Raw genomic sequence first — 20,734 nt, forward strand, 5'->3', positions numbered from 1 at the left:
TATATGGAAAAATATGCAGAAATCCTAAGAGAACTGAGGGAAGATAATTTCCTTAAGCAAAGCGAAGTAGCAGCTATTATAAAGACAACTCAGCAAGTATATTCAAGATACGAACTTGGCATAAATGAACTGCCTCTTAGGCATCTTATAACTCTGTCTGACTTTTATAACGTGTCAACAGATTATATTTTGGGAAGAACTAAAAATAAGAAAATAAACAAATAAAAGCTCACAATTATGTGAGCTTTTATGGTTATCAAATCAATCATTAATCATCGTCTTCGTCATGATAGTCATCTTCATCATGGTCATCGTCATGGTCGGAGTCGTGTCTGTCATCTTCGTCATCGTCGTCTTTTTCATACTTATGTTCCTCGCGGTCTTCACGATCTTCCCTTTCATCTTCTTCCTTTTCTCGTTTTTCTTCTAACCTGTCTTCTTCTGCTTCTGCTTCATCTTCTCTTTTTTCTCTTGCTTCTTCAGCTTGCTCTTCATGTCTTTCTTTTTCATCTTCCAATAAATCTTCTAAATTATCATTGTATTCATCTATTAGTTCATCTACATCTAATTTATTTTCTTTTGCAAACTGTATCAATTCATCTATGCTGTATTTTGATAATTCTTCCAACGTTATATTATCTTCATCGTCATTCAACAGTTTTTCTATGATTGCATATTTACCAAACGAAACATTATTATTATGAGCATCTTCTACCATTTTTTCATTAAACTGTATATCCTGATTTAATACAAAAGACTTAAGATTGTTTTCGGCAAGTGCCTCGTTTACTTCATCATTAACAACTTTAAGTGCATTTGCAGAATCGGATTTACTTCCTGAAACCATGATACAATTTCTCTGACTCTCTTTAACATAACCTGCATTGATCAGTCTGTTCATGATTACCTCAACAACATCATCCAAATCTTCGTTTGTTGGGTCATATCCCTTTAAAAGCTCCTTTGCGTCTTCATTCACTGTGTTTATTCCAGCTACGTTCCCGAACCTGTTTATTTCGATTTCAAAACTTGGATTGACATCAAAGGATATTGCTTTTACGGGCTTCGACATATATGACCATGTGCAAATGCCTATGACTGCTACTGCAATGACTCCCAAACATGTGAATTAATTTTTTTTGTATTTTTCTATTTTTATGTTCTCCTTTTTTTCCTATTTATATATATAACTAAGGAAGAGAACATTTTATTGCATTAAATTTCAAATTATTTAATCATCTTCTTCTCTTTCGACTTCATCCTCATCATCGTCTTCATTGTTACTGTCTTTCTCGTCATCTTCGTCATCGTCATCACTTTTATTTTTATTCTTATTGACTACGGTTTTCTTTTTATTATCATCGTCATCTCTTTCTTCTTTTTCATCATCGCTGTCGTCATCTTTCTCGTCATCCCTGTCATCATATTTATCATCATAATCGTCTTTATAGCTGCTATTTTTAGGGACATCTCTTTTTATGACATTCTTAACCTTCTTTTTATCCTTAACTTCTATAATGTCGTCTTTATCATCATCAGTCAAATCGTAATATATTTCAATAAGTTTCTTTACAGAGTATTTTTTAAGTTTATTAATATCTCTGTTAGGGCTTAACTTGATTATCCTTTGAATCAATTTATATTTTCCAAGAGACATATTGTAATTTTTAGCTATCTCTTTTGCAGATTTATCATCGTCATAAAACTGTTTTAAAATAATGGAATCTATATCATATTTAGATAGGTAATCATAGATATCGTCATCTAAGCTGTTTAAAAGTTCTTTGCTTTCTTCCAGTCTTTTATTATCGGAAGACAACATCATGAAATCATACCCCTTTACAAGATATTTATTTTCTATCATTTTATCCAATATCATGTTTACAACTACTTTTATATCTTGATTTTTATAATCCAGAGAAGATATTATCTTCTTTGCGTCATCATTATAAACTTCTATATCAATTACTTTATCTTTCTTATTCGTTACTATTTCCATACTCGGATTCACATCAAAATCAACTAAGTTATAAGGCATAAGATTTTGAGAATACCAAAATACAAATATGATCAAACAACATGTAACGGCACTAAGTGCGGGAGCAAAAAACTTTTTAAAATCAAATTTCTTTTTATCAGATGTTATTTCATCATCTTCTTCCATTTTGATGATAGCTTCTTCATAAAGTTCGTCCGGATCCAGTAAAGGAGCTTGATATATCGCGTTCTTTAGCTTTTCTTCATATTTATTCATATCTTACTCCTTTCTTTTCTAGAATATTTTTAAGTTTTTTTAATCCTCTGTTATATTTTGATAAAACCGTAGACAGCGGCAGTTTTAAATCCTCCGCGATTTCTTTATGCTTAAGTCCCGATATCGCATGAAGTAAAATTATGCTCCTCTCTTCATTAGAAAGTTCTTTAAGTACGGTAATAAGAACCATTTTATCCTCAACGTCCGTCACATAAGAAAAGCTTAGATCATTTTCTATATCGGGTTTATCAGAATACAAGGTCCTTTTATTTTTGGTTATTTTGGTCATTGCAAGGTTTCTTGCAATGGTGAATACCCACGCCATAGGTTTATTCATGGGTTTATAAAGATGAGCCGCCGATCTTATTTTTATATATGTGTCATGAAGGACGTCCATAGTATCTTCATGATTTTTTAAAAATGATAGTATATAAGCATATAAGACTTTATCTGTAGCGTAATAAAACTTTTCAAAGGCTTCTTTGGAATTCTTACCTATTTCCATTATCATATCGTCATCTATAGGTATTTCCTTATTAGAATTTACGCTCTCGGCTCCTCCCAGAACTTCAGCAAAAAGTAACATAATTTCCCCTCTTCATATAAAATATACTTATATTCTATATGAAAACTATTTCTATTTCAAACCTTTCATATATATAACAAAGAAATACGTATTTTTATTGCATAAAAATAAAAAAGGATATATAAAATATATCCTTTAAATATCAAATGAGATAAATCCCCTCTCTTTATTTGAGTAAGTATATAACTCGTTTATACCCGCTCTCTTTAATCTGTTTACACCCAAATCATACAAAACATCCAGCATTTCTATATTATGTGCGTCGCTTGACATGGTAAATTTTACACCTTTATCCTTTGCCATTTTTATTATTACATCAGAGGGATAAAGACTCCTTACTCCATGCTTATATCCTCCTCCGGTATTAAGCTCCAGCACACTGTCTATTTCCTTTATTTTATCAAGAACATCAGAAACCAAATCTTTATACCAGCTGCTTGACTCGTCAAAGAAAATTCCGTCTATATTGTTTTTCTTTATTAAATCTATATGTCCCGCCACTTCCGGTTTCAATTCATTCAAGTTATTGTAATAATTTTCAAAATAATCCGTCACAAATTTTCTTGCGTCATTATCATAACTTCTTTCCAAAGACTTTCTGAAAGTTGAACAAAGTTCATCTACAGGTTCCATTATTTCACCCGGATATGTAACATGAACGGAACCCACAATATAATCAAGTCTGGGTCTTATCTTGCTTAAATCGCTTACCAAATATCCCCTGTTAGAATATCTTTCGCTTTCTATCCCGGCAAAAAGTTCGATTTTATCCTTATATTTATCTCTGAGTTCATGTACTTTATCGACATATTCATCGTACTTATCGGGTTTTAAAGAATGGTCTTCATATCCGTAAGTACATACATGATCGGTAATACCAAAATGAGTAAATCCTCTCTCTATTGCAGCCAATACAATTTCTTCCATATCGGTTTTCCCGTCACTCAAAGTCGTATGATTATGCAGTGATACTTTATACATAGTTACCCCCTACCTGTTTGAAATTTTTTCTATTAATATTATTCCCGCTTCCCTGTTCCTCATTTCGCCTATCTTGATTTTATAATCCAAATCAAGACATAAATTCAAGGCTTCATGTATTTCTTTATCGGAATATTTCTTTGCGGAAATATTCGCCATCTTAACCGCATAAGGGTGCAGTGAATAATCTTTAACTATATCCTGTTCACTCTTTCTCTTTTTCATATATTCCTTGCATAGATACATATTTTCGAGATTTCTTATTACAACAGCCAATATCTGCATGAAATTTACATTATTATATTCCAAATTACTAAGGAGTCTAAAGGCATAATCGGTATCCTTATCTCTGAGCGCATCGGTGAGCTTAAATATTTCATCCTTTATATTCACGCTTATTATCTTCTTTACATCTTCTAAATCGATTTCCCTTTTACCTAAACTTGAAAGCTTATCTATTTCACTGACGAAGTATCCGAGATCAACCTCACTGCCGTCCAGCAAATATCCGCTGGCTTCTATAAAATAGCCTATTGCATCTTTAGTTAAAATAAGATTTTTATTTTTTATTTTACTCCTGATCCAGTTTTCAAGCTTATATTCCTTGAACTTTTCAAAATCAACGATATCCCCCTCTTTTTTGATCGTTTTAAAAAGAGCTGTCCTTTTATCAAAACTTCCCTCAGACCAAATTATGATTACCGTTGAAGGAGGTATATCTTTGATAATTTCATTCAGCTTTTTGCTGAAATCCTTATTTTTGGCGTATTCGCTTTTTATCAGAATAAGTCTATGTTCATCAAGCATAGGAAGAGTTTCTATAAGCTCCGATATTTTATTTATATCAAGTTTTTTACCATCGAATACGGAGTAGTTGAAATCTTCATAATCCTTTAATATAAGGGCATTTTTGAGGCTGTCCAGCATCATCTTCGCGATGTAATTCTCCCCGACGTTGAAGAGATATATATTTTTAAAATCCTTCTTTTTAATATTATCGTTTAATTTAATGTAATCCATAACTCTCTCCCATATGGACATTGTAACATAAAAATATGATAATTAAAATTCACTTTTTTTCTTTTTGGAAATAGTTATATATCCCGCAAATATTAGAAGCAAAGTATAATAAAGGAATAAAACAACAATGTTCAAATGACCGACAGATACCGAAGCAAAGGGAACGGAAGCCAGTATTTTAACGAGTCTTCTGATAAAAGTCAAAATCATATCCAAAAGATTTAATACTATATACCCAAACACGAACCTGCCGGATAGCCCGCCTATCAATCCCATTATAATAATGGGTGCAATAAACGGAACTATTATTAAATTGCATAATATACTTATAACAGACATGGCACCGAAAGTATTTATGATTATCGGAAGTGTGAATAAATACGCAGAAGTACTTATGCAAAATAGCTCGATAAAATATTTCACAATGTTATTATCTTCATTGAATACATCGAGAAGTTTATTTCTCATCACCGGAGATAAAAGAAAGATACCCATAACTGCGGAGAATGAAAGCTGAAAACTTACATGGAAGATACTTAGCGGGTTTATAAGCAGAAGTATCGATGCGATTATAAAAGTATGGTTGAAAGGATCGTTGTCTTCTTCGTGTTTCATGGATAAAACTTCATTAAACAGACATAACATCATAGCTCTGGTAGCAGAAAAAGACATACCGGCAAGCATTACATATATAAATAAAACTGGAGCAATGATAAATACTCTGTAGCGTTTCTTTATATCAAACATTGAAAGAAAATAAACTATCACAGCATAAATAAGACCGACATGAAGTCCGGAAACCGCAAGGACATGACTCAGACCTGTGATCTTAAAATTTGCATAAGTTTCATCATCTACATTCTTTTCGGAGAAAAGCATTCCCATTAAAAGGTTGACGTTATCTTCGCTCTTCATATTTATTTCCAAGTTACTTCTGTATCTATCTCTTAAAACAAATGCCTTATCCAAATAAAATGGAAAGTGGTCTTCCATTACAAAATCGATATTTTTATAATTTACATTCATATAGTTATACACATTCAAAGTCCTAAGAAATAAATTATAGTTAAAATCTTTGAGGGCAATGGGATGTTTTACTTTTCCGTAAAACCTGTAATAGCTACCGACTTTGTATTTTCCGTTATCATTATAAATAACTATTTGCAGTTTATCTTTGGAAGTATATATCTTACCATCAAGTTCATACTTTACATCTTTTACATAAATCCAAGTAGTTTTCTCTTTATAGGAAGGAGCACTCACTACTTTTGCGGTTATGCTTATATTGTCATCGGTGAATTTATCCAAATCGCTTATATAATCAAGCCTGTAAGATGTATGAAAGAAAGTAAATGTACCAAGAAAGATACAAATCATAAAGATGATCCTAAGAGAATTATCCCTAAATATAATGAAAAGCATAACAAAGGAGATAAAAAGTAAGGTAAAGAATATGATATTTGCTACATTAAAATAAGACATTAAAAGTCCATATAAAATATATAAAAATATTATCACCGCAGGTCTTTTTATACTCATATCCATCTTCCGTATTTCGACATTTTTCTTAAATTTTAGCATATAGAAATCAGCTTTTAATACTACCAGTCGGAATGATAAGACGGGAGAGTTATCCACAGTTAATCCACAAAAAAAGCTCCCAAAAGGAAACTTTTATTTTATAGATATTTATTCAATTGCACCTAAAGTCTTTAATATATTGATATCACCCATTACTCCATATATAAGACTCTCTTCATCAAAGTTAAAGCATGCATTATGAAGAGGATGAACATAACCTTTATCCTCTTCTCTTATACCGAGCTCATAGAAAAAGCAAGGTACTTCTTCACTGTAAAAAGAGAAATCCTCCGCACTTAAAATCGCATCACCGAGAATGTAATCATCTTTAAATGCAGGAACCACTTTTTCATATAATTCTTTATCATTATAGGTTATCCCATAGAATGGTCTCCAGTCATAAGTTATTTTACAGTCATAAGCTTCGCTTAAACCTTCTGCGAGAGTATGCATCCTTTTATCTATGATATTATATGTTTCTTTATCAAGGGTCCTTATGGTACCTTCCATTTCGACGTGTTCGGCGATTATATTTATCCTATCTCCCCCGTTAATAGTACCAATGGTAACAAGCCCCTCTCTTATGGGATTTATATTTCTGCTCACTATGCTTTGAATTCCATTTATATACTGTGCTGCAATAACTATACAATCCATACCGTTATGAGGAGCAGCACCGTGAGAAGCCTTTCCGTCAATGAAGACCGTAAATTCGGTGGAAGCAGCATAAAAACCGTAAGGTTTTGAAGAATATTTTCCCTTCGGAACATTGGGGCTTAAATGAAGAGCAAATACATTCGCTACATTATATTTTTTCAGTACCCCTTCTTTGATAATGATTTTTGCTCCTCCGGGGCCTTCTTCCGCCGGCTGGAATATAAGTAAAATATTATCTTTGAGTTTATCTTTATTCTCAGATAAATATTTTGCAAATATCAATAATATAGACATATGACCGTCGTGACCGCAGGCATGCATCATATCAGGGTGAGTGCTTTTAAAGTCGATTTCATTGTTTTCAACGATGCTGAGTCCGTCCATATCCGTCCTGAAAGCATAGGTCGTTTCACTTCCCACATCGATATAACATAATACTCCGGTACCAGCTATCTCTTCGTATTCAAGACCGAGGCCTGTAAGATAGTCCTTTATATACTGACTTGTTTTAAACTCTTTAAGCCCTTCTTCAGGTATCCTGTGAAGGTCTCTTCTCAGTCTTTTTATTTCATCAAAATATTTATCTTTTAAAGTATCAAACATTTTTGTCTCCTATTATAAGAAACACTACAAAAATTATTTTGTAGTGTTGTTATTTGTTTTATCCGCATTTCCGTCATCCCAAGGAAGAGCTTCCGAATATTCTCTATACACCGTATGTACTTCTCTGCCTTTAGAATCTGTATTGTAAAGATGTAAAATCTTTGCTCCGGGATCGTAATTAAAAGTATATTCTATGGTTTCGCCATTTCCGGAAGCAGTAAACTTTCCGTCGCTTGCTCCGTTTACGGTATATGTAGTAGTTTTAGGTGAACCTTTTTTTGATGTAACGGTAACAGTCATAGATGAATCATCAAGCACCATATCCGTCTTCGTATTTTTAACAGGTTTCTTTGCATGTGCGTCTATGTAGATACTGTCCTGTGTCCATTTATTTTTTGCATCGGAAAAATCGCTGCTGTGTGCAGATGGTTCGGTACCGCAGCCGGCTAAAGCTCCCAAAAGTATAGTAATAATTAAAATGCTAAGTATTTGCTTCATTCTCTTCATAATTGATTACCTCTTTTCATTCAACATATATTTTACCATAAAGAAAATTAAATATATAGAAAAAATATGTTAAAATTTGATTAATTTATCTATAGTTCCTCCGCCGAGACACACTTCTCCGTCATAAAAGACCGCTATCTGCCCCGGAGTCACACCGCTTTGTTCTTCATCAAATATAACTCTTGCAGTACTTTCGTCTATTACTTCCACCGTAGCTTTTTTTAGCGGCTGAAGATGTCTGAACCTCATTTCACATTCAAACTTATCAGACGGATAATGACCCGAAATCATATTTACATCAGTGGCGATAAATCCGTTTTTATAAAGTTTCGGATTTTTATCTCCCTGAACTATATATAAAATATTATTATTTAAGTCTTTATCGGCAACGTACCACCTTTCCCCGCTTCCGCAGCCTCCAACGCCAAGACCTCTTCTCTGCCCCAAGGTATAATACATTAGACCTATATGTTCGCCTTTTTTCTCTCCGGTATCCATATCTATCATATCTCCCGGCTGATTTGGAAGATAATTTTGAAGGAACTGAGTAAAGTTTCTCTCTCCTATAAAGCATATCCCCGTAGAGTCCTTTTTCTTGGCATTTCTGAAGCCTTCCCTTTCAGCAATTTCCCTAACTTCGCCTTTTTCCACATCCGCAAGGGGAAAAATAACTCTTTCAAGCTGTTTTTCTTTAAGTAAAGACAGAAAATAAGTTTGGTCTTTATGCTGGTCTTTTGCTTTTAAAAGACGAGTACCTTCTTTTGTATGCTCAACTTTCGCATAATGTCCCGTAGCTATATAATCCGCATTAAGCACATTTATGGCATAATCCAAGAAACATTTGAATTTGATTTCTTTATTGCATAAAACATCGGGGTTTGGCGTTCTTCCCTTCTTATATTCATCAAGGAAATAAGTAAATACATTATCCCAATATTCTTTTGTAAAGTTGACGGTGTAACAAGGAATATTGAGCTTCAGGCATACGGCTCTCGCATCGTCGTAGTCTTCTTCAGCACTACATTCTCCGTTTTCATCCGTCTCATCCCAGTTTTTCATGAATAAGCCTATGACATCATATCCCTGCTTTTTTAACAGATAAGCACTTACGGTACTGTCTACTCCGCCGCTCATTCCTATGACAACTTTCTTCAATTAAATTCTCCTTTATAAAACGATTTTATTATAATCTATTCCAAGTTCGTTAAGTGCTCTTGCTTCTCTCGTATGACATGTAAACATGATTATTTGTTTTTCACCGCATACGCTGTAAAGATACTCAAGAACTTCTTTAAGTCTGTAATCATCATACTGAACAAAACAATCATCTAAAATGATAGGCATTTTGTTGTTATATAAAAGATTATCAATAATACTGAACCTTAAAGCCAAATAAATCTGGTCTATAGTACCGTTACTTAAACTTTCGGCGTCAACCATTTGACCGCTGACTTCATCAAGAACCATTACGTCCATGTTGTCATCTACTTTGACCGTAGAATATTTACCTTTAGTGATTTTAGTCATGATAGTACCCAAAGTCTCATTTAGACTAGGTGCGACGCTTGTATGGATTTCCTTGGAAATGTTGTTTATCGTTGCTATGGCAGTTTCCAAAGCAAGCAATTTATGTTCATATTCTTTTATCTTGTTTTCATATTTATAAATATCTTCGTTTATTACGCAAAGATTTTCATTAAACGCATTGGATTCTTCCAAGATACCGTTTATCCTTGAAAGCTCCGCAGACACTCCCGTGATTTCATCATTCAAATCATCTACACTGTTTGTAAGGAATGCACTGTCATTTGACTTTATCGTATCCAACGTAGCTCGGTCTATTTCTTCACCTGCAAATTTTTTCTCGAGTTCAGCTATATCATTGCCGTCGATGATATTCAATAAAAGTTTATTGTTGCTTTCATATCTTTCAATGGATTTTTCATACTCTTCTCTTTTTTCAAGGGCATCTTTGAACTCTTCTATACTCGAAATATTATTGTTAACAAGTATCTCATTCATCTTGTAGATGTTGTCGCTTATCTTTTGTTCTAAAATTTCGGTTGTACCTTCAAAATCTTCAAGGTCCATTTTATATTTTTCAAGCTTACTTTGATTTACGGAAGCCTCTTTTGCAATGATACTCTTCTCTTCAAGTATTTCAATGAGCTTATAAGGATCTTCTTCTTCATAATCCATTAAAAGTTTATTGATTTCAACTTCATTGAGCTCTATCATATTTTGAGTCCTGATAAGTGAAGTATCGTATTTATCATACTTCTTGCTTGTTTCCTTAAATACACTCATTATGACTAACTTCATTATACCGAGAACTACCGTAGCGCCTAGAGCAATGTAGAAATAAAGAAGCAGGCTCTTTGAAATAGTAAAGCTGAATGCAAGCATGAATAGGGTTATTATAGCACTTACTACGAAAACTATATTTATGACTTTATTGGTAGTGCTCTTGGAAGAGTAATCTTTCTCAACGGAAACATCTTTCTTTTCAGATAATCTCCCTTTAAGTCTTTCGATATTGCCGAGTCTGTCTTTTAGTATCTCTATATCATTTACTATTTTATTGTAGTCTTTACCTTTTGTTTCTTTATTTACTTCTTTTGCTTCACCGTCAAGTTCCATAAGGGTGTTATTGACATATTCCTGTTTATTTTTCAAATCTTCAAGCTGTTCGTTCAAAGATTTGTTTTCTGTATAAAGATTTAAGAATTCTGCATAAATATCGTTATTTATATCTTTATACTTCTTTAATTCTTCGATTTTCTCTCTTATCTGATTATTTTCATCTTCGACGGCTTTATATTTAAAGAAAATATGCTTTTCCCTGTTTCTCGCTATATCATTTAAGTCTTTTACTAATTTTCTCTTTTTCTTTCTCAGTTCTTTGAGCTTTTCTTCCAAAGCTTTTACCTGAAGATAATAATCCTTGTTTTCGTCCATTGCAAGGATAGCTTTTTCTTTGGATTTTTTTAATTCTTCAAGTTTTATGACCGCACTTCCGTAATTGGATTTGGACTGCTTCCTCGTTCCGATTTCAGCCTTTTGCTTTTCAAGATATGCAATGGCTTTATTTACGGAAATATTATTGTCATTTCCCTTTTCATAATTGGCAAGGGTCTCGCTGATTTCCTTTTTAAAATCCTTTTCAGTCTTATTTCCAAGCTGAGCTATTGAAATGGTATTGTTGAATAATACGCTGTTTAATCTTATAACGGGAGATATTATACGCTGCTTGGTAGAACCGTCGTAAGGAAGCTTGTCCGTTAATTCTTCTCCCGTAATATTATCAAACAGTTTAAAATCTTCATTCTTTTTATCGAAGTTTCTTTCGATCCTATACTCGCTTTTACCTATGGTAAATTCAAGGCTTCCTTTATATAGCTCGCTGTTCCATGGTTTGTATCTTTTATACTCATCACTGTAGAGTTTATTTTTACTGTAAGGCTTAAAAAAACCGAAGAACATCCCTTGAATGAACTTATGTGTGGTAGATTTCCCGGCTTCGTTATTTCCGTATACTATGTTGAGTCCGTTTTTAAATTCGATTTCCTTATCTTGGAATTTACCGAAACTCTTTATACCTAATTTTTTTATCTTCATCTATTTAGCCCCCTCGTTAAGAAGTGCATCAAGACCCAGATACAATGCTTCCATATCTATTTCGTCGTCTTTGCCTTTTAATGCTTTCATATAATGACCTATCACGTTATCCTTATTTTCCGCATAAATCTTAGCTATATTATAATCAACCGTTGTACTGTCGATCACTTCTATATAGTAAAATTCTTCATTTAATCTGGTTTTTATATCTTCCATTTTAACGAGGTCACTTAAAGTACCTTCGATATTTACTCTAAACAAGAACTTGTCCAGACCGATTTTAGCTTCGGTTTTTATTACGTTTATTATCTCTTCAAGAGATTCCATACTCGTTACATTTACGTCCAAACTAACAAACTGCTTTATATTGCTCTTTATCAACTTGACACCGACCTTCTTATCAACTATCTCTCCATAAATATATCCATGATATCCCGTTTCCGAAAAGTCCAAAGGCTCCAAACTGCCCGGATATACCGAATTATTGGATAACTTCACAGATTTATGTATATGCCCCAAAGCACAGTAATCAAAGCCCGAATCGGCAAGCTTATTCTTATCGATAGGAAGATAATCACTCGCCTTACTTATTGCATCACAGTGAAGAACAAGTATATTATTTTTACTGTAATCAAGTTCGGGAACTTCCAAAATATCCTCTTCATAATGTTTTTTAAGGAAACTAAGTCCGTAAACACATGTATTTATATCATCAAACTCGATTTTATCCAATGTATCGCTATCGAATATAGTTACGTTCTTTGGGAAAGTCAGTAATTTATAAAAAGACTTTTCATGGATATAATCGTGATTTCCCGCTGCTATAACCACTTTTACTTCGGGGATCATTTTAAATCCGTCTATTATCCTGTTTACATCACTCGCCCTGACCAACTCATCTTCAAATAAATCACCTGCAATCAAAAGAAGATCCGCTTCTCTTTTTTTGCAGGCTGCTATCAATTTATTAAATGCTTTGAATAAATCTTCTCTTCTTTCTTTTGCGGTATTTTTATCAAAAGAAGAAGATAGAAACGAAGAACCAAGATGCAAATCCGCTGTATGTATAAACTTCATAATATACCTCCTATCCCTCATAGTTTTTGTCAAATTCCATGCTTTCCAAATCTTCCAAAGCTTTTTTATATTTATAGTCATTGTCTTCCGTCATAGGTTTTCTGATGATTTTCTTATCGACTTTACTTAAAACGATTGACTCTAAAAGATAAGTGTAAAGCCATGAATTATCTTTATCACTGTTGATTAAATATGAAATTTCATTCGCAATACTGTTTAGTTTTGAAATCTCGCTTATTCTCTCGATCAGCTGTCCGCTTGCATTTTTATTTTGTTTCTTTACTTTTATCAAGTTCTTTATACAAATCAAAATATAAAGCTCATAACTGTTGTAAGTATCTTTATCCGAAATGACTCCCGTATCAACGGCTAAATCAAGTATACTTCCGTCGCTGTCGAGCTTTTCCAAGATATCTACTTTGGTATAAGTCTTATTATCATTAAGTTCGCTTTTAATTAGATCCGCTTCTTCTCTTTCCACTATACCAAGCTTTTTAATGATGTCGTTTATATTGGAACTGTCTAAATCATCGTTTTTGATTTTGATAAGTAAATCATCATTTTCTTTAAAAATTTCATCTTTGATTTTGGCTATACTTTTTCCTGCTTTTTTATTGGATAAAATCCTTTTAAGTCTGATATAATGAAAGTCTGCATATAAAGCCTGATTAGGACATTTATACTCCGGTTTTTGAAGGATACCTATATCGATATAGTGTTTTATCATCCTTCCCGTAATGCTGTATCCGTCGGCTTTCAGCCTTGAAATCAATTCTTTCATTTTCATGTAATATTCGCTCATAAATATCTCCCCATATGACTATTTGAATAGTTCATCAATATCAATATTTTTTGTGTGTTTTGTATCTATGTTAAGAGTTACTTCATCCCCTTCTTTTATACCTTTTTTAAAGATATTCTTGGGGAGAACTCCGATTTTCAAATCTTCAAATTCTATTACGACTTTATCGTTTTCAAATCTATCTATTATACCTTTTATCATAATCTACCTGCTAGTATTTACTTTAATACTTCCGTCATTATTTATTGTAAATCCGATATTTCCGCTAAGATCCGTCCTGTAGACTTTGACATTATATTTATCCAGTCTATTCAAAGCGGACTTAGATGGATGGTCATACTTATTATCTTCACCTACACCTATCATTGCATATGTAGGTTTTGAAGCCATTAATAATTCTTTGCAGGTTGCTTTATGACTTCCGTGATGAGCAACCTTTAAGATATCTATCCTGCCTATCCTCGGTATCAGTTTGATCTCAGTTTCCTTGAATATATCTCCCGTAAACAATACTTTTCTGCCGTTTTTTTTAAGCATACATACCGCATCGGAATTATCCAAGTCCTTCAAAGACATATCCTTTGTCGGAGACAAAAAGTTTATACTGCTCCCTTTGCCGAGACTTATCTTGACACCGCTCTTGGCTTCTTTAAAGTAAAGATTTTTCTCTTTTACTTTATTTATCATCTTTTTAAATGTAGCGGTATTATGCGTCATTTTGGGCATATAAATATTTTCCACTTGAAAATTATCAAGTACACCTGTCATCCCTCCTATATGGTCGGAATGAGGGTGAGTCAAAATAACGTAATCTATTTTTTTGATACCTCTCTTTTTAAGGTGAGAAACCAAAATATCTTTATGCTCGGTATCTCCGGTATCTATGAGTATATTCCCGAAACCGCTATTGGAAATCAAATAGCTGTCGCCCTGTCCTACATCTATATCTTCTACGAGAGTGGCACCGTCTTCGATTTTTGATATGTAATCGTCCCCGCTTACAAAAGAATATAAATCCTGTAAATCAGAACTGCAGGCAGCAGTCATAAAAGTTAAAACTACTGCCAGCAATGTTATTATTATTTTTTTAGTTTTAGTCATTAGTTACCTTATTTATCTTGCAATATCGTTTCTGAAATATGCGCCGTCGTAAGAAATCTTATTTACTTCGTTATAAACTTTTTCTCTTGCTTCGTCCAAAGTTTCACCGACCGCACAAATATTAAGGACTCTGCCGCCGTTAGTTACGATATCTTCGCCTTCTCTTTTTGTTCCCGCATGGAATACTATAACGTCTTCGCTCACCTTATCGAGACCGCTTATCACTTTTCCGTTTTCATAGCTTTCGGGATATCCTCCTGAAACCATAACCACGCATACTGAAGATTCATCAGACCATACGATGTCGTCTTCTTCGAGGATACCGTCAGCGGTATTAAGCATGATATTCGCAAGGTCGCTTTCAAGCCTTAGCATTACCACTTGTGTTTCGGGGTCACCGAAACGAACATTGAATTCAAGAACTTTAGGTTCTCCGTTTTCAACCATAAGACCAATGAAAAGCACGCCTTTATAGTCCAGTTCTTCGCTTTTAAATCCCTTTATGATAGGGTCTAAAATCTTTGTCCTGACTTTCGCATTTAGCTTATCATCAAAGATCTTATTTGGAGAATAGTTTCCCATTCCACCGGTATTAAGACCTTCATCGTTATCGTAAGCAGGTTTATAATCCCTCGCACTTTCCATAGGGATGATTTTATTGCCGTCTACAAAACAAAGTGTGGAAAGTTCGGTTCCCGTTAAAAATTCTTCGATAACTACGCTGTTGCCGGAATCTCCGAATACTTTATCGACCATAATATCTTTTAAAGCATTGACAGCCATTTCCCTGTTTTCGCAGATTATAACGCCTTTGCCCGCAGCAAGTCCGTCCGCTTTGACAACCACAGGAAAACCGAAGTTTTCAAGGTTTTTCACACCTTCTTCATATGTGGTGACTTCCAAATATTTAGCTGTAGGTATTTTATATTTTTCCAAAAATCTTTTCGTAAGCCCTTTGCTTCCTTCAAAAGCAGCACACTTTTTGTTAGGACCGAAAACTTTAAGACCTTCTTTTTCAAATTCATCCACAATACCCATAACTAACGGAAGTTCTGGACCTATTACGGTAAGCCCTATTTCGTTTGTCTTGGCAAACTCCTTAAGAGAGTCTATATCGTCTACTTTGATATCTACGCATTCCGCAATATTCGCTATTCCCGCATTACCGGGAGCACAGAACACCTCCGTAACCAAAGGGCTCTGTTTTAATTTGTAAACTAATGCGTGTTCCCTGCCACCGGAACCAACTACTAAAACTTTCATTTCAATTTCTCCTTTTATGAATGTTTAAAATGCCTAACACCTGTAAATACCATGGCGATACCATATTCATTACAAGCCTTTATAGAATCTTCATCTCTTATCGAACCGCCCGGCTGGATTATGGCGGTTATACCCGCTTCATAAGCAGCTTTTACACAGTCGTCAAACGGGAAGAATGCATCGGAAGCAAGAACTGCTCCTTTTACTCTCTCTCCGCCTTGTTTAACAGCATTTTCAAGTGCCCATATCCTGCTTACCTGCCCCGGACCGTTGGCAACGAGTATTTTATCTTTTGCTATGGAAATAGCATTCGACTTAGTATGCTTAACGGCTTTCCATGAGAAAATCAAATCCTGCATTTCTTTATTTGTAGGCTGTCTTTTTGTAACCACTTTTAATTCATCGCTTAAAAGCTTTGTATCTCTTGCCTGCATAAGAAGCCCGCCCATAACTTTCTTAATATCTTTGCCTTCCTGATTGTGTTTTATATCATCAAGCTGCAATATTCTTATATTTTTCTTCTTTGTAAGTATTTTTAAAGCTTCTTCGGTATAGCTTGGAGCAACTACCACTTCAATAAAAATATTGCTTATTTGAAGAGCTGTTTCCTCGTCTATTTCTTCGTTTGAAGCTATGATACCTCCGAATATAGACTGAGGATCCGCTTCGTAGCATTTTTTGAATGCAACCGCAATGGAAACATCTGAAGCTATCCCGCAAGGATTGGCGTGTTTTACCGCTACTATAGTCGGCTCATCGCTGTATTCCTTTAATATTTCAAGTGCACCGTTGGTGTCGTTGATATTATTATAAGAAAGCTCTTTACCGTGAAGCTGTTTTGAAAGAGGTAAAGAACCTTTCATAGGACGTACTTCTTTATAAAAAACAGCGTCTTGATGAGGATTTTCTCCGTATCTGAGATCCTGAGCTTTATCATAGCAAAGGGTAAGAGTTTCAGGATATGAATCATCTCCCACCTGTTCTCTCAAATAACTTGCTATTAATGTATCATAATAACTTGTCGACATAAATACTTTTTTAGCTAAATTTAGTTTTGTATCATAAGAAACTTCGCCATTTTCTCTAAGTTCACCTAAAACAACATCGTAATCGTTCGGGTCGATTACAACAGCAACGTCTTGGAAATTTTTAGCGGCAGCTCTGAGCATCGTAGGTCCGCCGATATCTATATTTTCGATTGCTTCTTCAAAAGTGCAACCTTCTCTTAAAATTGTATTCTTGAAAGGATATAAGTTTACAATTATCATATCGATAGGTTCGATAGATAAATCAAATAAATGCTGCATATGTTCTTCGTTATCTCTTTTGGCAAGAAGTCCCGCCATTACTCCGGGATGAAGAGTCTTTACTCTTCCGTTCAAACATTCGGGAAATCCCGTTACTTCTTCAACTGAAATAACTTTTATGCCTTCTTCTTCCAGAGTTTTTTTCGTTCCGCCCGTAGAAATTATTTCTACTCCCATCTCTTCGAGTTCTCTTGCTACATCTACTATGCCCGTCTTATCGGAAACGCTTATAAGTGCTCTTTTAATCATTGGTATATCTCCTTAATAAAATCTGATTTATTCTTTAATATATACTATCCTGCCTTTTACCACAAGCTTATCCAAACAGAATAAACTTACCGCCTTAGGCAAGATCATGTGTTCAACTTCCAAAACTCTTTTTTGTAAGATCTCGGGAGTATCTTCCGCAAAAACAGGGACGGTACCCTGGATTATTATAGGCCCGGTATCTGCTCCTTCATCAGCAAAATGCACTGTAGCTCCGGTTATCTTAGAACCATAGCTTAAAACCGCTTCATGGACCTTTATCCCGTAATACCCTTTACCGCAGAAGGAAGGTATCAAAGAAGGATGTACATTTATTATCCTATTTTTAAATGTCTTGGCAAATGAAGGGGGAAGGATTTTCATAAACCCTGCAAGGACTATCAAATCGATTTCTCTTTTTAATAATTCTTCTTTTATTTTATCCGCAAAGTCTTCTCTTGAAGGATAGTTTTTATTATTTATAACCAAAGTATCTATATCGGCATTTTTGGCTCTTATTAGTCCGTACGCATCATCTTCATCGGAAATCACAACATCTATGATCCCGTCTTTTTTATGTACTTTATCTATTACGGCTTGAAGATTGCTTCCGCCTCCGCTTATCAAAACAGCGATTTTTTTTAAAGACATAATTCGATCTTCTCCTTGCCTTCGGTCACTTCTCCGAATACCACCGGTTTTTCGCCTAAACTTTCAAGTTCTTTAACTGTCTTATCCACATCTTTGTCATCAACAACAACCGCAAAACCGATACCCATATTGAAAGTGGAGAACATTTCTTTTCTGTCGATTTCTCCTTCTTTTGATATCAAATCGAATATAGGAAGTACGTCTACTTTTTTGGTATCTATTTTAGCACAAAGACCCTCAGGGATAACACGAGGGATGTTTTCAACAAATCCGCCCCCTGTAATATGACACATACCCTTTATATCTACTTTATCAAGCAAAGGAAGGATACTCTTTACGTAAATCTTCGTAGGAGTCAAAAGTGCTTTTCCTATCGTGGTACCAAGACTTTCAACGTAAGTATCTACTTCATAGCCTTTTATATCAAAGAATAATTTTCTGAGAAGTGAATATCCGTTGCTGTGAGGACCGCTTGAAGGAAGACCTATGATTTTATCTCCCGCTTTGATATCTTTTCCGGAGATAAATTTATCTTTGTCTACAACACCTACGCAAAAACCCGCAAGGTCATAGTCTTCTTCTTTATACATTCCAGGCATTTCGGCGGTCTCACCGCCTACCAATGCACATTCTCCCTGTTTACAGCCTTCGCTTACACCTTTTACTATAGCTTCGATTTTTTCGGGGAAGTTTTTCCCGCAGGCTATATAATCAAGGAAAAATAAAGGTCTTGCACCGTGACATAAAATATCGTTGACACACATTGCGACAAGGTCGATACCTACCGTATCGTGGATATCCTGTTTATGAGCAAGTACAAGCTTTGTACCGACACCGTCGGTACCGCTTATAAGAACCGGCTTTTTATATCCTTCGGGAAGCTCCACCGCTCCTCCGAAACTGCCAAGCCCCGTTAAAACATATTCGCTGAATGTTTCCTTAACGTGTTTTTTTATAAGTTCAACACTTTCATATCCGGCTTCTTTATCTACACCGCTGTTTTTATATGTTAATTTTTCCACTTTATTTACTGCTCCTTACCTGTTCTTCTTTAAAAGGCACTTCCATAGGATAATCACCGTTGAAACATGCCATACAGTAACCTTTGTCAAAGTCGGCGACTGTTTGTTTAAGTTCATCTATAGTTAAATAATATAAAGAATCCGCACCTATGAAATCTTTGATTTCTTCCATTGATAACTTGGAAGAAATAAGCTTATCTCTGTTCGGTGTATCGATACCGAAGAAACAGCTGTATGATGTCGGAGGAGAAGCAACTCTGAAGTGGACTTCTTTGGCACCGGCTTTTTTAAGTTTATCGACTATCCTCTTTGAAGTAGTACCTCTGACTATAGAGTCGTCTATCAAAACTACGCTTTTTCCTTCAACGTTTGACCTTAAAACATTTAGTTTTATATCGACACCTTCTTCACGCATAGACTGAGTAGGCTGAATAAAAGTCCTTCCGATATATCTGTTTTTGATAAGCCCCACGCCGTAAGGTATACCGGACTCTTCCGCATATCCTATCGCAGCGGAAACTCCGCTGTCGGGAACCGCCATTACTACGTCCGCATTTATCTTTCCTTCGTCTACCTTCGCGAGGAGTTTTCCCGCTCTGGCTCTGGATTCGTGGACTTCATCGCCGTCGATCAAACTATCGGGTCTTGCAAAGTATACGAGTTCGAATATACATCTTCTAGGTTTTGCCCAGCTTTCTATTTTGTAGCTTTCTATATTCTTATCGCTTATAACGATTATTTCTCCCGGTTCGACGTCTCTTACAAACTTGGCGTTTATTGCGTCAAGTGCACAGGACTCGCTTGCCAAGGCGTAACCGCCGTTATCAAGCTGACCTAAGCATAACGGTCTAAGTCCGTAAGGATCCCTTACACCGATAAGCATATCTCCCATAGTAAGGACGAGAGCATAAGCACCTTTAACTATTTGACCCACTCTTTTAAGAGCCTCTACTATACCGAATTTATAGTTTCTCGCAATCAAGTTCGCGATAACCTCGGTATCGGAGCTGGTCATAAATATTACACCGTCATCCTGAAGCATATTTTTTATTGCGTCTGCATTTACAAGATTACCGTTATGAGCAAGGGCTATCTGCCAGTCTTTGCAATTTACCGTAAGAGGCTGAGCGTTTTTGATATCGCTGTCCCCCGCCGTGGAATATCTTACATGTCCTATGGCAATATCGCCTTTTTGTTTCCTTAACTCTTCGGATGTGAATACATCTCCGACAAGTCCCATTCCTCTGTGCTGAGTGATCTCAGTATCGTTGTTTACTGCTATACCGCAGCTTTCCTGTCCTCTGTGCTGAAGAGCATAAAGTCCCAAATATACATATGCAGCAGTATTTTCGGGTGTATCCTGAAGGACACCCATTACACCGCATTCATCTTTAAATTTATCTGATTGATACAAAGTCATTTCTCCTTATTTCATAAGTATTAAATACTAAATCAAAC

General features: G+C 35.0%; 20 protein-coding genes. 1 reads left to right on the forward strand and 19 read right to left on the reverse strand.

Annotated features, from left to right (window positions below; genetic code table 11):
• Positions 1–3: 3 nt before the first annotated feature.
• Positions 4–225, forward strand: a complete 222-nt coding sequence (locus ANASTE_RS05065; RefSeq protein WP_007049894.1) for a helix-turn-helix domain-containing protein — start codon at positions 4–6, stop codon at positions 223–225.
• A 43-nt stretch (positions 226–268) separates the two neighbouring features.
• On the opposite strand, the gene ANASTE_RS11355 is transcribed toward ANASTE_RS05065, so the two are convergent.
• The 19 genes from ANASTE_RS11355 to purF all read right to left on the reverse strand — a co-directional run bounded on the left by ANASTE_RS11355 (position 269) and on the right by purF (position 20,696).
• Complete coding sequence (locus ANASTE_RS11355; RefSeq protein ID WP_007049895.1) at positions 269–1,072, reverse strand: anti-sigma-I factor RsgI family protein; 804 nt, start codon at positions 1,070–1,072, stop codon at positions 269–271.
• Positions 1,073–1,231: 159 nt separating this feature from the next.
• The gene (locus ANASTE_RS05075; protein WP_007049896.1) at positions 1,232–2,254 is read right to left on the reverse strand and encodes an anti-sigma-I factor RsgI family protein; all 1,023 of its coding nucleotides are present in this window, start codon (positions 2,252–2,254) and stop codon (positions 1,232–1,234) included.
• A complete protein-coding gene (locus ANASTE_RS05080) occupies positions 2,247–2,840 on the reverse strand; it encodes an RNA polymerase sigma factor (RefSeq protein WP_007049897.1) in 594 nt (197 codons plus the stop codon). The genes ANASTE_RS05075 and ANASTE_RS05080 overlap by 8 nt, the downstream gene beginning before the upstream one ends.
• Before the next feature lie 135 nt (positions 2,841–2,975).
• Positions 2,976–3,821: a histidinol-phosphatase gene (locus ANASTE_RS05085; RefSeq protein ID WP_007049898.1), complete on the reverse strand. Its 846-nt coding sequence runs from the start codon at positions 3,819–3,821 to the stop codon at positions 2,976–2,978.
• Between the two features lie 9 nt (positions 3,822–3,830).
• Positions 3,831–4,841: a DNA polymerase III subunit delta gene (gene holA / locus ANASTE_RS05090; protein WP_039945159.1), complete on the reverse strand. Its 1,011-nt coding sequence runs from the start codon at positions 4,839–4,841 to the stop codon at positions 3,831–3,833.
• A 42-nt stretch (positions 4,842–4,883) separates the two neighbouring features.
• Positions 4,884–6,380, reverse strand: a complete 1,497-nt coding sequence (locus tag ANASTE_RS05095) for a ComEC/Rec2 family competence protein (protein ID WP_039945161.1) — start codon at positions 6,378–6,380, stop codon at positions 4,884–4,886.
• Between the two features lie 150 nt (positions 6,381–6,530).
• On the reverse strand, positions 6,531–7,682 hold the full coding sequence (locus ANASTE_RS05100) for a M20 metallopeptidase family protein (protein ID WP_007049901.1): 1,152 nt from the start codon (positions 7,680–7,682) through the stop codon (positions 6,531–6,533).
• Between the two features lie 33 nt (positions 7,683–7,715).
• Positions 7,716–8,189 (reverse strand): hypothetical protein, encoded by a 474-nt coding sequence (locus ANASTE_RS05105; protein ID WP_007049902.1) that lies wholly within the window; start codon positions 8,187–8,189, stop codon positions 7,716–7,718.
• A 69-nt stretch (positions 8,190–8,258) separates the two neighbouring features.
• Positions 8,259–9,344, reverse strand: coding sequence for a tRNA 2-thiouridine(34) synthase MnmA (mnmA, locus tag ANASTE_RS05110; RefSeq protein WP_039945164.1), 1,086 nt, complete (start codon positions 9,342–9,344; stop codon positions 8,259–8,261).
• 12 nt (positions 9,345–9,356) lie between these two features.
• On the reverse strand, positions 9,357–11,807 hold the full coding sequence (locus ANASTE_RS05115; protein WP_007049904.1) for an ATP-binding protein: 2,451 nt from the start codon (positions 11,805–11,807) through the stop codon (positions 9,357–9,359).
• Positions 11,808–12,884: a metallophosphoesterase family protein gene (locus tag ANASTE_RS05120; protein ID WP_052294595.1), complete on the reverse strand. Its 1,077-nt coding sequence runs from the start codon at positions 12,882–12,884 to the stop codon at positions 11,808–11,810. It abuts the gene before it with no gap.
• A gap of 10 nt (positions 12,885–12,894) precedes the next feature.
• A complete protein-coding gene (locus tag ANASTE_RS05125) occupies positions 12,895–13,686 on the reverse strand; it encodes a MerR family transcriptional regulator (RefSeq protein ID WP_039945165.1) in 792 nt (263 codons plus the stop codon).
• 18 nt (positions 13,687–13,704) lie between these two features.
• Entirely contained in the window at positions 13,705–13,887 is a 183-nt protein-coding gene (locus ANASTE_RS05130; protein WP_007049907.1) for a DUF3006 family protein, read from the reverse strand.
• A gap of 3 nt (positions 13,888–13,890) precedes the next feature.
• Positions 13,891–14,787 (reverse strand): ComEC/Rec2 family competence protein, encoded by an 897-nt coding sequence (locus ANASTE_RS05135; RefSeq protein ID WP_007049908.1) that lies wholly within the window; start codon positions 14,785–14,787, stop codon positions 13,891–13,893.
• Between the two features lie 12 nt (positions 14,788–14,799).
• A complete protein-coding gene (purD, locus tag ANASTE_RS05140; RefSeq protein WP_007049909.1) occupies positions 14,800–16,050 on the reverse strand; it encodes a phosphoribosylamine--glycine ligase in 1,251 nt (416 codons plus the stop codon).
• A 14-nt stretch (positions 16,051–16,064) separates the two neighbouring features.
• Positions 16,065–17,606 (reverse strand): bifunctional phosphoribosylaminoimidazolecarboxamide formyltransferase/IMP cyclohydrolase, encoded by a 1,542-nt coding sequence (gene purH / locus ANASTE_RS05145; protein ID WP_007049910.1) that lies wholly within the window; start codon positions 17,604–17,606, stop codon positions 16,065–16,067.
• 27 nt (positions 17,607–17,633) lie between these two features.
• Positions 17,634–18,254 carry a phosphoribosylglycinamide formyltransferase gene (gene purN, locus ANASTE_RS05150; protein ID WP_007049911.1) on the reverse strand — a complete coding sequence of 207 codons (621 nt, stop codon included), beginning with the start codon at positions 18,252–18,254 and terminating at the stop codon, positions 17,634–17,636.
• Positions 18,245–19,276, reverse strand: coding sequence for a phosphoribosylformylglycinamidine cyclo-ligase (purM, locus tag ANASTE_RS05155; RefSeq protein WP_007049912.1), 1,032 nt, complete (start codon positions 19,274–19,276; stop codon positions 18,245–18,247). Before purM ends, purN begins: the two co-directional genes overlap by 10 nt.
• 1 nt (position 19,277) lies before the next feature.
• A complete protein-coding gene (gene purF, locus ANASTE_RS05160; RefSeq protein ID WP_007049913.1) occupies positions 19,278–20,696 on the reverse strand; it encodes an amidophosphoribosyltransferase in 1,419 nt (472 codons plus the stop codon).
• Positions 20,697–20,734 lie beyond the last annotated feature (38 nt).

Source organism: Anaerofustis stercorihominis DSM 17244, assembly GCF_000154825.1.
GTDB lineage: Bacteria > Bacillota > Clostridia > Eubacteriales > Anaerofustaceae > Anaerofustis > Anaerofustis stercorihominis.

Excerpts from the sequence above, each read along its gene's own strand:
- ANASTE_RS05065 (WP_007049894.1), top strand. The coding sequence starts at position 4 with ATGGAAAAATATGCAGAAATCCTAAGAGAACTGAGGGAAGATAATTTC.
- ANASTE_RS11355 (WP_007049895.1), bottom strand. The coding sequence starts at position 1,072 with ATGTCGAAGCCCGTAAAAGCAATATCCTTTGATGTCAATCCAAGTTTT.
- ANASTE_RS05075 (WP_007049896.1), bottom strand. The coding sequence starts at position 2,254 with ATGAATAAATATGAAGAAAAGCTAAAGAACGCGATATATCAAGCTCCT.
- ANASTE_RS05080 (WP_007049897.1), bottom strand. The coding sequence starts at position 2,840 with ATGTTACTTTTTGCTGAAGTTCTGGGAGGAGCCGAGAGCGTAAATTCT.
- ANASTE_RS05085 (WP_007049898.1), bottom strand. The coding sequence starts at position 3,821 with ATGTATAAAGTATCACTGCATAATCATACGACTTTGAGTGACGGGAAA.
- holA (WP_039945159.1), bottom strand. The coding sequence starts at position 4,841 with ATGGATTACATTAAATTAAACGATAATATTAAAAAGAAGGATTTTAAA.
- ANASTE_RS05095 (WP_039945161.1), bottom strand. The coding sequence starts at position 6,380 with ATGAGTATAAAAAGACCTGCGGTGATAATATTTTTATATATTTTATAT.
- ANASTE_RS05100 (WP_007049901.1), bottom strand. The coding sequence starts at position 7,682 with ATGTTTGATACTTTAAAAGATAAATATTTTGATGAAATAAAAAGACTG.
- ANASTE_RS05105 (WP_007049902.1), bottom strand. The coding sequence starts at position 8,189 with ATGAAGAGAATGAAGCAAATACTTAGCATTTTAATTATTACTATACTT.
- ANASTE_RS05115 (WP_007049904.1), bottom strand. The coding sequence starts at position 11,807 with ATGAAGATAAAAAAATTAGGTATAAAGAGTTTCGGTAAATTCCAAGAT.
- ANASTE_RS05120 (WP_052294595.1), bottom strand. The coding sequence starts at position 12,884 with ATGAAGTTTATACATACAGCGGATTTGCATCTTGGTTCTTCGTTTCTA.
- ANASTE_RS05125 (WP_039945165.1), bottom strand. The coding sequence starts at position 13,686 with ATGAGCGAATATTACATGAAAATGAAAGAATTGATTTCAAGGCTGAAA.
- ANASTE_RS05130 (WP_007049907.1), bottom strand. The coding sequence starts at position 13,887 with ATGATAAAAGGTATAATAGATAGATTTGAAAACGATAAAGTCGTAATA.
- ANASTE_RS05135 (WP_007049908.1), bottom strand. The coding sequence starts at position 14,787 with ATGACTAAAACTAAAAAAATAATAATAACATTGCTGGCAGTAGTTTTA.
- purD (WP_007049909.1), bottom strand. The coding sequence starts at position 16,050 with ATGAAAGTTTTAGTAGTTGGTTCCGGTGGCAGGGAACACGCATTAGTT.
- purH (WP_007049910.1), bottom strand. The coding sequence starts at position 17,606 with ATGATTAAAAGAGCACTTATAAGCGTTTCCGATAAGACGGGCATAGTA.
- purN (WP_007049911.1), bottom strand. The coding sequence starts at position 18,254 with ATGTCTTTAAAAAAAATCGCTGTTTTGATAAGCGGAGGCGGAAGCAAT.
- purF (WP_007049913.1), bottom strand. The coding sequence starts at position 20,696 with ATGACTTTGTATCAATCAGATAAATTTAAAGATGAATGCGGTGTAATG.